The sequence below is a fragment of the Streptomyces sp. NPDC001502 genome (genome assembly GCF_042894785.1).
Taxonomy (GTDB): Bacteria; Actinomycetota; Actinomycetes; order Streptomycetales; family Streptomycetaceae; genus Streptomyces; species Streptomyces kutzneri.
The window spans coordinates 36,392-50,162 of the sequence record NZ_JBIAVW010000010.1 but is presented as its reverse complement, the minus strand read 5'-3'; the positions used below and the strand labels follow the sequence as shown (position 1 = coordinate 50,162).

Sequence of the window (13,771 nt, the reverse complement as noted above, 5' to 3'; positions counted from 1 at the left end):
ACCGTGGCGCCCGTACGGACGTATTGACGGTGAAGGGGCGACGAAGGGGGCCCTCAGGGACGGATCGCCCTGGATCCAGCACCGGGTGCTGTGGTCGACCGGCACTACGGCCATACTGCTGCGCAGGGGGTACCTCCCAGCGTCGGCTGGAGGACGACAGGACCGAGGGGGAGGTCACGGTGGCGATCACATCACGCGCGCCCGCGCCCGGGGGCGGTGCTTCCGTGCCGTCCGCCGGGCCGACGGCGCCGCCGCCCGACGGGCCGCCCGGGCGGGGCACCGCCTGGGCCGAGGGCGTGGAGCGGCTGCGCGAGGCGGCGACCACCGAGCCGGGCCGGCTGCGGATCATCGGCGCGGTACTGGCCGCCCTGATCATGCTGTTCGGCACGGTGAGCGTCTGGGAGATCTCCGACCGGGCCGCGGCCGCCGACGACGTGGTGGGCCGCAGCCAGCCGCTGAGCGCGGACGCGGCGAGCATCTACCGCTCCCTGGCGGACGCCGACACGACCTCCTCCAGCGGGTTCCTGCTGGGGGCCCAGGAGCCGCGCGAGGTCCGCCAACGGTACGAGAAGGACATCGCCAACGCCTCCAAGCTACTGGTGAGCGCGGCCGCCAACACCGGCGGCAACGAGGACTCCCGCCGGCAGATCACCGTGCTGAGCGAGCAGCTCCCGCGCTACACCGGTCTGATCGAGCAGGCCCGGGCCACCAACCGGCAGGGCCTGCCGCTGGGCGGCGCCTACCTGCGCTACGCCAACGAGCAGATGACCACCCAGCTGCTGCCCGCCGCCCAGCGGCTGTACGAGTCGGAGACCAAGCGGCTCTACACGGACCACGACGACGCCCGGTCCTGGCCGCTGGCCTCGATCGGGCTGGGCCTGCTCGCGGTCGCCGCCCTGGTCTGGGCGCAGCGGCGCAACTACCGGCACACGAACCGGGTCCTCAACCACGGACTGGTGGCCGCCACGGCCGCGTCGGTGGTGGTCCTGCTGTGGCTGACCGTGGGACACACGGTGGCGCGCTCCTCCCTGAGCGAGGCCCGGGCGGACGGGCAGGAGTCGATGAAGGTGCTCAACGACGCGCGGATCGCCTCCCTGCAGGCGCGGGCCGGTGAGAACCTGACCCTGATCGCGCGGGGCGCCGTACTGGCCGAAGACAAGAAGTCCGACAAGTACGACGTGGACTTCACGAACAACATGAAGCAGTTGGACGCCGGACTGGCGACCGCGCTGCGGCTCGCCGACGACGCGGCCGGCCGGGACCCCGTCAGCCGGGCCGCGGACGGCGTGAAGCAGTGGAAGCAGCGGCACACGGCGGCCCGGGAGGCGGACTTGAAGGGGGACTACGAGGCCGCGCTGCCCCAGGTCGTCGGGGACGAGAAGCACAAGGAGAGCAGCGGCGCCGCCTTCGACACGGTGGACGCCTCCCTGGAACAGGCCGTCGCCCACGAGCAGCGGGAGTTCACACGGTCCGCCCAGGACGGGCTCGGCGCGCTGGGCGGTCTGGTGACGGGGGCCGCGGTCCTGGTGGTCATCGGTGCGGCAGCGGCCCTGCTCGGCATCGGCCGCAGGCTTTCGGAGTACAGGTGAGCGCGATGCGGATACGGGCGAGGCGGGCCGCCGAAGGTCACGAGAACCACGAGAGCCACGAGAACCACGCGGCCCGGGAGAGCCGGGCGGGCCGGGTAGGGCGGGCGGCGACCGCGGGCGCGGCCTCCGGCATCCGCCGCGCCGCGGGCCGGCTGCGCGGCTGGGGCGGGGTGAGCGCGATGGCCGTCGCCTGCGCGACGACCGCCGCCGTCGTGCTGCTGCCGCTGGCCCACGCGACGCCCGACACCGGACGGCCGGTGGTCCGCCGGCCCGCGTCGATGGCGGCGGCCCCGGCCGCGCCCTGGGCCCTCACCGACACCTGCCAGGACCCCGAGGCCAGCCTGCGCCCCTCCGACGTGGACGGCGCGGCCATCGCGCGGATCAAGGCGGCCGGCAAGCTCGTCGCCGGAGTGGACCAGAACAGCTTCCGCTGGGGCTACCGCAACCAGACCGCCGAGGGCAGCCGCCTCGACGGCTTCGACATCGACCTGGTCAAGGCCATCGCCAAGGACATCCTGGGCGACGAGAACGCGGTCATCTACCGGGCCATCCCCACCAGTCAGCGCGTCCCCGCCCTCCAGGAGGGGCGCGTCGACATCGTCGTACGGACCATGACCATCAACTGCAAGCGGCTGGAGGACGTCGCCTTCTCGACGGCCTACTTCGAGGCCGGGCAGCAGGTGCTGGCGCCCAAGGGATCGCCGATCACCGGGTACGACCCCTCGCTGAAGGACCGGCGGATCTGTTTCGCGGCCGGTTCCACGGCGGAGGCGGCCCTGAAGGCCCAGTCGTACGGCTCGGTGCCGGTCACCGTCGCCAACCAGCTGGACTGCCTGGTCCGGCTGCAGCTGGGCGAGGTCGACGGCATCATCACGGACAACGCCCTCGCGGCCGGTCAGGCCGCGCAGGACCCGTCGGTGCAGCTGGTGGGCTCGCCCTTCACCCGCGAGTTCTACGGGGTGGCGATGAACAAGGACGCCTCGGACCTGGTCCGCCGGGTCAACAGGGTGCTGGAGAACTACCGCGCGGGCGGCGGTGACAGCCCGTGGATGAGGGCGTACCTCAAGCACCTGCAGCCCGTACTGCCCGGCGTGACGGCGCCCCCCGCACCCAAGTACCGGGACGGCTGAGGCCCGTGACGGTTTCGGACACGGGACCGGGCGCGGGGCAGGATACGAGGACGGACACGGAGGCGGCGGCGGAAGCGGAGGCACAGTCGGTGGAGGCGGGGTCTGCAGTGATGGACCGGGACGACGTCGACCGCGCCCTGGCCCGGCTGGGCGCGGAGCACGAGGCCGTCGAGACCTCGCTGCTCGCCCTCCAGGACCACGCCGGGCGCCGGCTGCTGGAGGGCGCCGCGCTGAGCGGGGCCACCAAGGAGCGGTGGACGGCCGCCGACGCGGACATCACGCGGCTGTGGACGTACTTCGACGCCTACAGCGGGGCCCTGACCGCCGCCCGGGAGGTGCGGGAGCGGCGCCGCTGGCCGAACCGCGAGGACCTGATCGAGCTGACCGAGCGGCTGCGCGGGCCCGGAGTGCTGATCGCCGGGGCCGGCGCCGAGGGCGTCGCGCTGGCGGAGCGGCTCTCGCTCGCCGAGCTGGTGGCCAGGATGAACGGCCTGTACGCGCGCTCGCTCGACGTGGTGGTCGCCGCCGACGCCGTGTGGTCGGCGCTGCCCGCCCGGATCGACCTGCTCGCCGCCGAGCTGCACCGCACCCGCTCGCTGGCCCACTCGGTGGGCGTGCGGCCGGGCGAGCACCCCTCCGGCGACGACCTGGAGGACATCACCGCCGAGCTGACGGAGCTGCGCACCCAGGTGATCGCGGACCCGCTGGCCTTCTGGCTGCCGGCGACGGGCAGCTCCGCGCCCGGCGGCGGCCGTCCGGACACGGGGCGCTACGACCGGGCCGCACTCGCGCTGGAGGACGTACGCCGCGAGATCGAGGCGGTGCTGGACGTACGGCAGGACGCCGAACAGCGGCTGATCGCCCTGCGGGACGTGCTCTCGCGGGCCGACCGGACCCTGGCGGAGGCGCGGACCGCACGCGGCGAGGTGCTGGCGAAGATCGCCGCGTCCGAGGTGCCCGCGGTGAGCGGCCCGCCCACGGTGCTCCAGGAGCAGCTCGCGGCGGCGGCCGAGCACCGGCGCCAGGCGCGCTGGCACCGGCTCTCGCCGCTGCTGGAATCCCTTGAGGATCGCGCCGAGGAGGAACTGCGGCGGGCCCGTGAATCGTTGACCGCGGTGACGGCGCCCCTGGCCGTACGGGCCGAGCTGCGCGGGCGGCTCGACGCGTACAAGGCGAAGGTGGCCCGTCACGGAATGGCGGAGGACCCCTTGCTGATCGAGCGGTACGACACCGCCCGGCGGATGCTGTGGAGCGCGCCCTGCGACCTGCGGGCCGCCGAGCAGGCCGTGCTGCGCTACCAGCAGGCGACGGCGGAGTCGCTGATGGCGCCCCAGGACCGGCCCGGGCAACCACGACACCAGGAACAGCGGCCCGACGGGGCCGGGGAGGAGGACGCATGAGCCTGATCGGAACCGCCTGCGTTCGTCCCGGCTGTCCGGGGGCGTACGAGGACATGGGCGGCGGCGAGGTCTACTGCGACACGTGCGGGCTGGCGCCGATCGGCTCGATCGCGGCGGGCGCGGACGAGCTGGTGTCGCCGCCGACGGGGATGACGAGCGCGGCCCGGGGCTCCCTGGGCTCCGGCGGGTCCCGTGGCTCGATGGGCTCTCAGGGCTCCCACGGCTCGGCGCGGTCCTCGGCCTCGGCACGGTCCTCCCGGTCCTCCTCCTCGCGCCGCTCGGTGTCCGGGCGGCTGTCGCGCTCGGTGTCGGGGACGACCTCCACCCGTTCGGTGTCGGTGCGCAGTTCGGGCTCGGCGGCCTCGGGCCGCAGCCGGCTGGGCGCCGGTCTGGTCAACGTGCCGGAGGTGCCGCGTCCCAATCCCTCGACCGCGGTCCTGGAGAACCCGGAGGTGCCGGAGCGCAAGCGGTTCTGCTCGCGCTCGGACTGCGGGGCCCCGGTGGGCCGCTCCCGGGGCGACCGGCCGGGCCGGACGGAAGGGTTCTGCACCAAGTGCGGGCACCCGTACTCCTTCGTGCCCAAGCTGCGCTCCGGTGATGTGGTGCGCGGCCAGTACGAGGTGGCGGGCTGCCTCGCGCACGGCGGCCTCGGCTGGGTGTACCTGGCGGTGGACCGGGCGGTCGCGGACCGGTGGGTGGTGCTCAAGGGCCTGCTGGACACCGGGGACCAGGACGCGATGGAGGCCGCGATCTCGGAGCGGCGCTTCCTCGCGGAGATCGAGCACTCCAACATCGTGCGGATCTACAACTTCGTGGAGCACCTGGACCAGCGGACCGGTTCGCTGGACGGGTACATCGTCATGGAGTACGTCGGCGGCAAATCGCTGAAGGAGATCGCGAACGAGCGGCGCCGGCCGGACGGGCGGCGCGACCCGCTGCCGGTGGAGCAGGCGTGCGCCTACGGCATCGAGGCGCTGGAGGCGCTCGGCCACCTGCACAGCAGGAACCTCCTGTACTGCGACTTCAAGGTCGACAACGCGATCCAGCAGCAGGACCAGCTGAAGCTGATCGACATGGGCGCGGTACGGCGGATGGACGACGCCGAGTCGGCCATCTACGGCACGGTGGGCTACCAGGCCCCCGAGGTCGCGGAGCTGGGCCCCTCGGTCGCCTCCGACCTGTACACGGTGGCGCGGACGCTGGCCGTGCTGACCTTCGACTTCCAGGGCTACACCAATGTGTTCGTGGATTCGCTGCCGGATCCCGAGCACATCGAGGTGTTCCGGCGGTACGAGTCCTTCTACCGGCTGCTGGTCCGGGCCACCGATCCGGACCCGGGGCGGCGGTTCTCGTCCGCGCAGGAGATGGCGGACCAGCTGACGGGCGTGCTGCGGGAGGTGGTCGCCCTGCAGACGGGCCGGCCGCGGCCGCAGCTGTCGACCCTCTTCGGCCCGGAGCTGCGGGTTCCGGACACCCGGCTGTTCGCCGACGCGGCCGACACCGTCGTCTCCCGGCTCGGCTACCGGCCGATCGCGTCCCGGCGGGGCGGCGCGCTGTTCGGGCGCGCCGGGCGCGGCCGGGCCGTGGCCGGAGCGCACGCGGCCGGTGGCACCGCACTGCCCGGGGCGGCGGCCGCCGGGGCGCTCGGCCCGCAGGGCCGTACCCCCGCCGGCGGCGCCCCGCCCGGCGGCACGCCCGTGCCCGGGGCGTCCGGCGGTGGCGCGGCGGGTACGTGGGCGCCCGCGACCGGCGGATCGGGGGCGGGTGTGGCCGGGCTCGGGACCACCGCCACGCGGGTGACGGGCGTGCCGGGTCCGCGACCCGCGCCGCCCGCCGCGGTCCAGGGCGCGGGGGCCGCACCCGTACCCGTACTCCTGTCCCCGGAGCCGGCTGCCGCGAGAGCGACGACCCTCGACGCGCGCGACACCGCGCTGGCCCTGCCCGTACCGCTGGTGGACGCGGCCGACCCGAACGCCGGTTTCCTGACGGGTCTGCTGGCCTCCGCGCCGGGCGACCTGCTGGGCGCCCTGAGCGCGGCGCCGGCCGATTCGGCCGAGTTGCGGCTGCGGGAGCTGCGGGCCCGCCTGGAGCTGGGCGAACTGCCCGAGGCCGGACACACCCTGGCGGATCTGGAGGCCCGGCATCCGGACGACTGGCGGGTGGTGTGGGCCCGTGGCATCGCCTCGCTGGCCACCGGTGACGACGAGATAGCGGCCCTGTCCTTCGACGCGATCTACGACGCCTTCCCGGGCGAGCCCGCGCCGAAGCTGGCGCTGGGGCTGTGCGCGGAGGTGCTGGGCCAGCTGGACAACGCCGCCGAGTACTACCGCCTCGTGTGGATCACCGACCCGGGATTCGTGAGCGCGGCCTTCGGGCTGGCCCGCGTCCAGCTGGCCGCCGGGGACCGGGACGCGGCCGTGCGCACGCTGGAATCCGTGCCCGAGGCGTCCATCCACTACACCGCCGCGCGGGTGGCGGCCGTACGCGCACGTCTGCGCGACCGGTCCCCGCAGGAGCCGCTGCTGGCCGACCTGGCGGCCGCCGCGGACCAGGTGGAAGCCCTGCGGCGGTTCGGACTGGACCCGGAGCGGCAGGAGCGGCTGGCGACGGAGGTTCTGGGCTCGGCCCTGGACTGGGTACTGTCGGGTAGCCGGGGTTCCGACCCCGGTCGGACCTCGCTGCTCGGCAGTCAACTGGACGAGCGGGGCCTGCGCTTCGGACTGGAGCGCTCGTACCGCGTCCTCGCACGGCTGGCGCGGCGTGGCGAGGAGAGGATCGAACTGGTGGAGCGGGCAAACCGTTTCCGTCCCCGGACGTGGGTGTGAGTGATGTCGATGCATCGGCTGTCGGGCTGCCCCAGCTGCGCGGAACCCCTGGAGGAGGGTGACCGTTTCTGCGGCGTCTGCGGCTACGCCGTGAGCGCGCCTCCCCCGGCCGCCGTGGACCACCCGACCATCCCCATCCCACCGGCACCGCCGGCGCCACCGGCCCGGCCGGCCGCCGCGGCGGGCGGTTACGGGAGCCCGGGCCCGGCCCCCGGCGTCCCGGCCCCCGGCGTCCCGCGCGCCGCCGCCGAGCCCGCCCCCGGCTGGGGCAGCGTGGCCGCGGCCGCGCCGACGCTGGTCGGCGATCCGGCCGCCTGGGTCACCGCCCCGGCGGAACCGGAGCCGGAACCGGAGCCGCGGCAGGGTCCGGCCGGGGTCACCTACGCGGCCTCCGGCCACGGGAACCCGTACGGCAACGGCACCCCGCCGGAAGGCACCGCGTGGGGCGCGGCCGAGCACCCGTACGGCGCCGCGGACGGTCCCGAGACCCGCCACGACCGGCCCGGGGGCGACCCCGGCACGCCTGCGGAGGGGACGCCCTGGGGCGCGGGCGAGGCCCCGTACGAGAATCCGGCCCAGCCCGGCGGCGCGGCCGGCGGGAAGACCTGCGTCGCCTGCCGCGCCGGGCACGTCGACACCGACGGGTACTGCGAGCACTGCGGGCACGCGCAGCCCCGCGAGCGCGACCACATCGAGGAGGAGCTCGGGAGCGTCGCCGCCGTCACCGACCGGGGACTGCGCCACCACCGCAACGAGGACTCGTTCGCCGTGTCGGCCACCGCCCTGCCCGACGGCTCCGCCGCCACCGTCGCCATCGTCTGCGACGGCGTCTCCTCCGCCAGCCGCCCCGACGAGGCGTCGGCCGCCGCGGCCGTCGCCGCCAACGAGGCGCTGCTCGAAGCGCTCCCGCGCGGCGCCCACCCCCAGGAGGCCATGCACGAGGCGATCCTGGCCGCCGCGGAAGCGGTGAACGCCCTGGCCCCGGAGACCCCCGGCGCGCAGAACGCCCCCGCCTGCACGCTGGTCGGCGCCGTCGTCAGCGGCGGCCTGCTGACCATCGGCTGGGTGGGCGACAGCCGTGCCTACTGGGTCCCCGACGACCGCGCCGCCCTGCCCCGCCGCCTCACCGAGGACGACTCCTGGGCCGCCCAGATGGTCGCCGCCGGTCTGATGGGCGAGGCCGAGGCCTACGCGGACGTCCGCGCGCACGCCATCACCGGCTGGCTGGGGGCCGACGCGTACGACCTCGAACCGCACACCGCGACCTTCAAGCCCGACCACCCCGGGGTGGTGGTGGTCTGCACCGACGGACTGTGGAACTACGCGGAATCCGCGCGGGAGATGGCCCAGGTGGTACCCGCCGACGCCGCGACCCGCCCGCTGCACAGCGCCCAGGTACTGGTGGGGTACGCACTCGACGGCGGCGGCCACGACAACGTCACCGTGGCGGTCGTGCCGTTCGCCACGCACCCCGAGCAGGAACCGGGACCGGATGCGGAGCCGGGCCCGGCGGCAGGACCGGAATAGGAAGTGGAAGCGCGCCCGCAGGTCTGACCCGCCTGCCCGAGCCCCCTAGGAGTCCAACCGATGGCGAATTTCGCCAAGCCGAGTGCCCCGCGGTTCAGCGTGGAGGTGTACCAGAACGAGTTTCTCCCCGAGGGCGGACGGGACGTCCACGCGATCGTCACGGTGACCGCCAGCGGCGGTGCCGCCGCGACGCGCGCGCCGGTCACCGACGGCACGGCGGCCGTGGTGCTCATGGTCGACTGCTCGGGGTCCATGGAGTACCCGCCGGAGAAGATGCGCGGCGCCCGTGAGGCCACGGCGGCCGCCGTCGACACCCTGCGCGACGGCACCGCCTTCGCCGTGATCGCCGGTACGCACGTGGCCAAGGAGGTCTACCCCGGCCAGGGCCGCCTCGCGGTCGCGGACGCGACCACCCGCGCCCAGGCCAAGGAGGCCCTGCGCGGGCTGAGCTCGGGCGGCGGCACCGCCATCGGCACCTGGCTGCGCCTCGCCGACGGCCTGCTGCGCGGCTCCACCGCCGCCATCCGGCACGGCGTCCTGCTCACCGACGGCCGCAACGAGCACGAGGAGCCGGCCGTGCTCCGCGCCACCCTCGACGCGTGCGCGGGCCGCTTCACCTGCGACGCCCGCGGGGTGGGCACCGACTGGGACGTCAAGGAGGTCACCGGGATCGCGAACGCGCTGCTCGGCTCCGCCGACATCGTGGCCGACCCGGCCCATCTCGCCGAGGACTTCACGCGCATGATGGAGAACGTCATGGGCAAGGAGGTCGCGGATGTCGCGCTGCGCCTGTGGACCCCGGTCGGCGTGGAGATCCAGTACGTCAAGCAGGTGGCTCCCGTCCTCCAGGACCTGACCGACCGCCGCACCGAGGCGGGCCCGCGCGCCGGCGACTACCCGACCGGGTCGTGGGGCGACGAGTCCCGCGAGTACCACGTGTGCGTGCGCGTCCCGACGGCCACCGTGGGCCAGGAGATGCTCGCCGCCCGCGCCACGCTCGTGCTCCCGGCCACGGCGGGCGGGCCGGACGGGAAACCGGCCGTCCTGGCCCAGGGCCTGGTGCGCGCGGTGTGGACGGACGATCTGGCGGCGTCCACCGCCATCAACGCGCAGGTCGCCCACTACACCGGACAGGCGGAGCTGGCGGAGGCTATCCAGCAAGGTTTGGAAGCCCGCAAAATGGGCGATGTCGGTGGTGCCACGGCCAAGCTGGGGCGTGCGGTACAACTGGCGAGTTCCTCCGGGAACGCCGACACAGCACGACTCCTGGCGAAGGTGGTGGATGTGGTGGACGCGGTGGCGGGTACTGTGCGGCTGAAAGCGAAGGTCGCCGATGCCGACGAGATGACTCTTGACACGCGTTCGACACAGACCGTCCGAGTGAAGAAGACCTGAGAAGACCTGACGTGATGACGCAGGGAGAAGAAGGGGGAAGCGCCGCCATGCCGACCTGCCCGAACGGGCACCAGTCCGCGTCCGACGACTGGTGCGAGGTCTGCGGCCACCGCATGGCTGCCTCGGAGGGCCCGCCCCCGGTGCCGTCCTACGGCTACGGCTTCCCCCCGACCGCCGGTGAACCGACCGCCCAGGCCGAGCTCTGCCCGCAGTGCCGGACCCCGCGCGAGGCCATGGCCCCGTTCTGCGAGGAATGCCGCTACAACTTCCTCACCCGTACCCCGACTTCGTATGCCCCGCCGGCCCCGGAACCGGGACCCCAGGCGACGGGTGCCGGCATCGGTGCCGGCGTGGGTGGCGGTGCCGGAGGCCGCGGTACGCCCCCGCCGCCCGTGCCCGCTCCCGGGACCTACTCCCAGGACCACTTCGAGTACCAGGGCTCGCGGCCGTCCCGGGTCAACCGTCCGGCCGAGCCGCTGCAGCGCGAGGACGACTGGCTGCTGCCGCCGCCCGCGCACGAGTCGCCGCTGGAGTACCAGCGGGCCCCGCAGCCGCAGTACCAGCAGCAGCCCCCGCCGCAGCACCAGCGGGAGTACCAGCAGGAGTACCAGCAGCAGGGACCGCCGCCCCAGCAGCAGTACCAGCAGCAGCCTCCGCCGCAGCACCAGCCCTTCCCGCCCCAGGGCGGGGGCGCCTGGAGCGCGACGATCGCCCCCGACCGCTCGTACTTCATGGCGATGATGCAGCGCAGCGGTCCCGAGGCCGCCGGGCTGAACCTGCCCGCGTACTCCCCGGAGCAGCACCTTCCGCTGTCCGGCGGCCAGATCACCATCGGCCGCCGCCGCGCCTCCACGGGCGAGTCCCCCGACATCGACCTGTCGGTGCCCCCGGAGGACCCGGGCGTGTCCCACCAGCACGCGGTGCTCGTCCAGCAGCCCGACCTCAGCTGGGCGGTGGTGGACCAGAACTCCACCAACGGCACCACGATCAACGGCGGCGAGGAGCCGATCCAGCCCTACGTCCCCGTCCCCCTCGCCGACGGCGACCGGGTCCACGTGGGTGCCTGGACGACGATCACGATCCGCCGCGGCTGATTCACCCCTCCCCCAGGGGCCACACGTACGGCCCCTGGGGATCGTCGAGCCACGACCACTGGCCCTCGGTGCTGACCGAGACCCCGAAGCGTTCCCGGGCCGGGCGGCCCTCGCTGCGCCACAGGTCCAGGGCCTCGCGGGGGTGCAGGACGCCCGCGGTCAGCACGAGCATGAACTGGAAGCGCTCGTTCTCCACCAGCTCGTACGGAACCCCGTACCCCGTACCGGCCGGGTCGGGCGGCGGGGCGGCCGTGGCGCCGCGCAGCGGGACGAAGTACGCCGAGGTGTGCAGGAAGTTGCCCTCGGCGAAGCCGGCGTCCCGGACGGTCAGCGCGATCAGGCCGGTCGACAGCGGCGCCAGGATCCGTGCCCCCGGCCGGCACTGGCCGAGCCAGGCGTGCGGGATCAGCGGCAGCGTGCAGGTCACGATGATCCGGTCGAACGGGGCCCGGGCGGGGCAGCCGCGCGCCCCGTCCCCGGTGACCACCACCGGGTGGTAGCCGAGCCCGGCCAGGTGCGCCCGTGCGGACTCGGTGATCTCCTCGTCCAGGTCCACGGTGGTGACGTGCTCCTCGCCGAGCCGGTGGCAGAGCAGGGCCGCGTTGTAGCCGGTGCCCGCGCCGATCTCCAGGACGTCGTCGCCGTCGCTCACGTCCAGGGCGGCCAGCATCTTCGCCATCAGCGAGGGCTGGCTGCTGGAGGAGACCTGCAGGCCGTCGCGCATCCGCGTGGCCAGCGGGGTGTCGACGTAGACCCCGCGCAGCCAGCGGGCCCGGCGTTCGGGGTCGGGGTCCTGCGCCCAGAGCCGCTCGTGACCGGCGCCGCGGCCGGTCCAGAAGTACGGGACGAACACGTGCCGGGGCACTGCGGCGAAGGCCGCCCGCCAGCGCGGGTCCTCCAGCACCCCGGCGGCGGTCAGCTCCCGCACCTGGGCGGCGTGCGCGGTCTCCCGCAGGTCCCGTGTCTCGGTGTGCCCGGTGTGTGCGGCCATGCCTCCACTGTCCTGCGCCGGGCCGCCGCGTGCGAGCGCGAGGGGGCTCGGGGGCCTCAAGGGGGCCTGCGAGGGCTTCGGGGGATGGTCCTAGGACCTCGGTCCTCGATCCGGGCGTCTGAGACGATGGTCGGGTGAATGAGATTCCGCGGGGCACGCTTCAGGCGCAGACCTTCTACGAGCAGGTGGGCGGCGAGGACACCTTCCGCCGTCTCGTCCGGCGCTTCTACCAGGGGGTCGCGGAGGACCCGTTGCTGCGCCCGATGTACCCGGAGGAGGACCTGGGCCCCGCCGAGGAACGGTTCGCGCTGTTCCTGATGCAGTACTGGGGTGGTCCGACCACCTACAGCCAGCACCGCGGCCACCCGCGCCTGCGGATGCGGCACGCGCCGTTCCAGGTGGACGCGGCCGCCCACGACGCGTGGCTGAGGCACATGCGGGTCGCGCTGGACGAGCTGGGCCTGGCGCCGGAGCACGAGGCGCAGCTGTGGAAGTACCTGACGTACGCCGCCGCCTCGATGATCAACACGGCGGGCTAGCGGACTGCCGGGGGACCGGACCGGTCGGACTGGTCGGACCGGTCCGACCTGTGAGACCTGTGAGACCTGTGAGACCTGTCAGACCGGTCGGACCTGGAGGGCGCCCAGGCCGCCGGTGCCGCCGGGGCGGCGCATGGCGACGGATCCGTACGGGGTGCGCAGCCGCAGCCAGGTCCCGGCGGCGAGCAGCGCCACGGGGGCGGAGGCGGGGGCGCCGGGCAGCGGGGCTGCTGCGGCGGCGGGCACTGCGGCCCGTACCGGCCGCAGGAAGCCCAGGGACTGCGCGGCGTGCACGGCCCGCAGCGGAAGCTCGGTGTCACCCAGGGTGCGGGACCAGATCTCGCGGCCGATGCGGTCGCGCTCGGACCGGGTCCGGTGCTGCGCGGGCAGGGCCTCGTCCCGGGCCCGGAACTCGGCGACGGCGGCGGCCACGGCCGCTCCCATCGCCTCGGGGCCGGGCAGCCCCGGAACCTGCCGCCAGCCGCCGCGCGGCGGGAGCACGCCGGCCCAGGGCGGTCCGGTGACCGGCCCGGGCACGGTGGCCTCGGCCGAGGCCTCGTCCACGGACTCCAGCAGCTCACCGGCTGACACCGTCAGGTCCAGTGGCATCGCGACGGGCGCGGCGAGCCGCACCGTACGGATGGCCAGGATGTCGAAGGACGGCGGCCGTCCGAAGACGGCGAGCGCGCCGCCGCCGGCCTGCAGGCGTACGGCGGCGGCGCGGTCGTAGTGCACCAGCCGGCCCAGGAAGGCGGCGAGGTCCGCCGCCTCCCCGGAATCGGCGAAGCGCAGCTGGTCGTTCATGCCGCGAGGGGCCCTTCCCGGCCGGTGCCGGACTCGGACCCGGTCGCGGGTGCGTCGAGGTACTCCTCAAGGAAGTGCCTCTCCTCGGCCGTGATGCGGCGGGGCCGCCCCGCGGCGAGGTTGTAGGGCACGACCACGGTCTCGGCGCGCACGTAGACCGTCTCGGGCGCGTCCTCGGTCGCCTCGTCCTTGACCTCGTAGCGGATGGTCAGGGACGCGGCGCCTATCCGGGTCACCCAGGACTCGATGAGGACCGGCTCGTGGCGGTGCACGAGGGGCAGCTTGTAGTCGATCTCGTGACGGGCCACGACGGACCCGCCCGTGAAGGACTCACTGCCCTCCCCCGGCGCGAGGCGGAACATGAAGTCGATCCGCGCCTCCTCCAGATAGCGGAGGAAGACGACGTTGTTGACGTGCCCGAAGGCATCCATGTCCGCCCAGCGCAGGGGGCACCGGTAGTGGTGTCTGGCCATGACC

Annotated in this window: 11 protein-coding genes; 8 read left to right on the top strand and 3 right to left on the bottom strand. The window is 74.5% G+C overall.

Annotated features, from left to right (window positions below; translation table 11 throughout):
- Window positions 1-179: 179 nt before the first annotated feature.
- The 7 genes from ACFY0D_RS19205 to ACFY0D_RS19175 all read left to right on the top strand — a co-directional run bounded on the left by ACFY0D_RS19205 (window position 180) and on the right by ACFY0D_RS19175 (window position 10,960).
- Complete coding sequence (locus ACFY0D_RS19205) at window positions 180-1,589, top strand: hypothetical protein (RefSeq protein WP_390799385.1); 1,410 nt, start codon at window positions 180-182, stop codon at window positions 1,587-1,589.
- 179 nt (window positions 1,590-1,768) lie between these two features.
- The gene (locus tag ACFY0D_RS19200; RefSeq protein WP_390799574.1) at window positions 1,769-2,719 is read left to right on the top strand and encodes a glutamate ABC transporter substrate-binding protein; all 951 of its coding nucleotides are present in this window, start codon (window positions 1,769-1,771) and stop codon (window positions 2,717-2,719) included.
- A gap of 110 nt (window positions 2,720-2,829) precedes the next feature.
- The gene (locus ACFY0D_RS19195; RefSeq protein WP_390799384.1) at window positions 2,830-4,119 is read left to right on the top strand and encodes a hypothetical protein; all 1,290 of its coding nucleotides are present in this window, start codon (window positions 2,830-2,832) and stop codon (window positions 4,117-4,119) included.
- The gene (locus ACFY0D_RS19190; RefSeq protein ID WP_390799383.1) at window positions 4,116-6,944 is read left to right on the top strand and encodes a tetratricopeptide repeat protein; all 2,829 of its coding nucleotides are present in this window, start codon (window positions 4,116-4,118) and stop codon (window positions 6,942-6,944) included. Before ACFY0D_RS19195 ends, ACFY0D_RS19190 begins: the two co-directional genes overlap by 4 nt.
- Before the next feature lie 3 nt (window positions 6,945-6,947).
- Window positions 6,948-8,471 (top strand): protein phosphatase 2C domain-containing protein, encoded by a 1,524-nt coding sequence (locus tag ACFY0D_RS19185; protein ID WP_390799382.1) that lies wholly within the window; start codon window positions 6,948-6,950, stop codon window positions 8,469-8,471.
- 60 nt (window positions 8,472-8,531) lie between these two features.
- Complete coding sequence (locus tag ACFY0D_RS19180) at window positions 8,532-9,866, top strand: VWA domain-containing protein (protein ID WP_390799381.1); 1,335 nt, start codon at window positions 8,532-8,534, stop codon at window positions 9,864-9,866.
- A gap of 47 nt (window positions 9,867-9,913) precedes the next feature.
- Window positions 9,914-10,960, top strand: coding sequence for an FHA domain-containing protein (locus tag ACFY0D_RS19175; protein ID WP_390799380.1), 1,047 nt, complete (start codon window positions 9,914-9,916; stop codon window positions 10,958-10,960).
- Window position 10,961: 1 nt separating this feature from the next.
- On the opposite strand, the gene ACFY0D_RS19170 is transcribed toward ACFY0D_RS19175, so the two are convergent.
- Window positions 10,962-11,951 carry a methyltransferase domain-containing protein gene (locus ACFY0D_RS19170; protein WP_390799379.1) on the bottom strand — a complete coding sequence of 330 codons (990 nt, stop codon included), beginning with the start codon at window positions 11,949-11,951 and terminating at the stop codon, window positions 10,962-10,964.
- A 134-nt stretch (window positions 11,952-12,085) separates the two neighbouring features.
- Here ACFY0D_RS19170 and ACFY0D_RS19165 point away from each other — a divergent pair, with 134 nt between their 5' ends.
- Window positions 12,086-12,490 (top strand): globin, encoded by a 405-nt coding sequence (locus tag ACFY0D_RS19165; RefSeq protein ID WP_390799378.1) that lies wholly within the window; start codon window positions 12,086-12,088, stop codon window positions 12,488-12,490.
- A 78-nt stretch (window positions 12,491-12,568) separates the two neighbouring features.
- Here ACFY0D_RS19165 and ACFY0D_RS19160 read toward each other — a convergent pair whose 3' ends face one another.
- Together ACFY0D_RS19160 and ACFY0D_RS19155 are read right to left on the bottom strand one after the other, a co-directional pair.
- On the bottom strand, window positions 12,569-13,294 hold the full coding sequence (locus tag ACFY0D_RS19160) for a hypothetical protein (RefSeq protein WP_390799377.1): 726 nt from the start codon (window positions 13,292-13,294) through the stop codon (window positions 12,569-12,571).
- Window positions 13,291-13,767 carry a thioesterase family protein gene (locus tag ACFY0D_RS19155; RefSeq protein WP_351161461.1) on the bottom strand — a complete coding sequence of 159 codons (477 nt, stop codon included), beginning with the start codon at window positions 13,765-13,767 and terminating at the stop codon, window positions 13,291-13,293. Before ACFY0D_RS19155 ends, ACFY0D_RS19160 begins: the two co-directional genes overlap by 4 nt.
- Window positions 13,768-13,771: the final 4 nt, after the last annotated feature.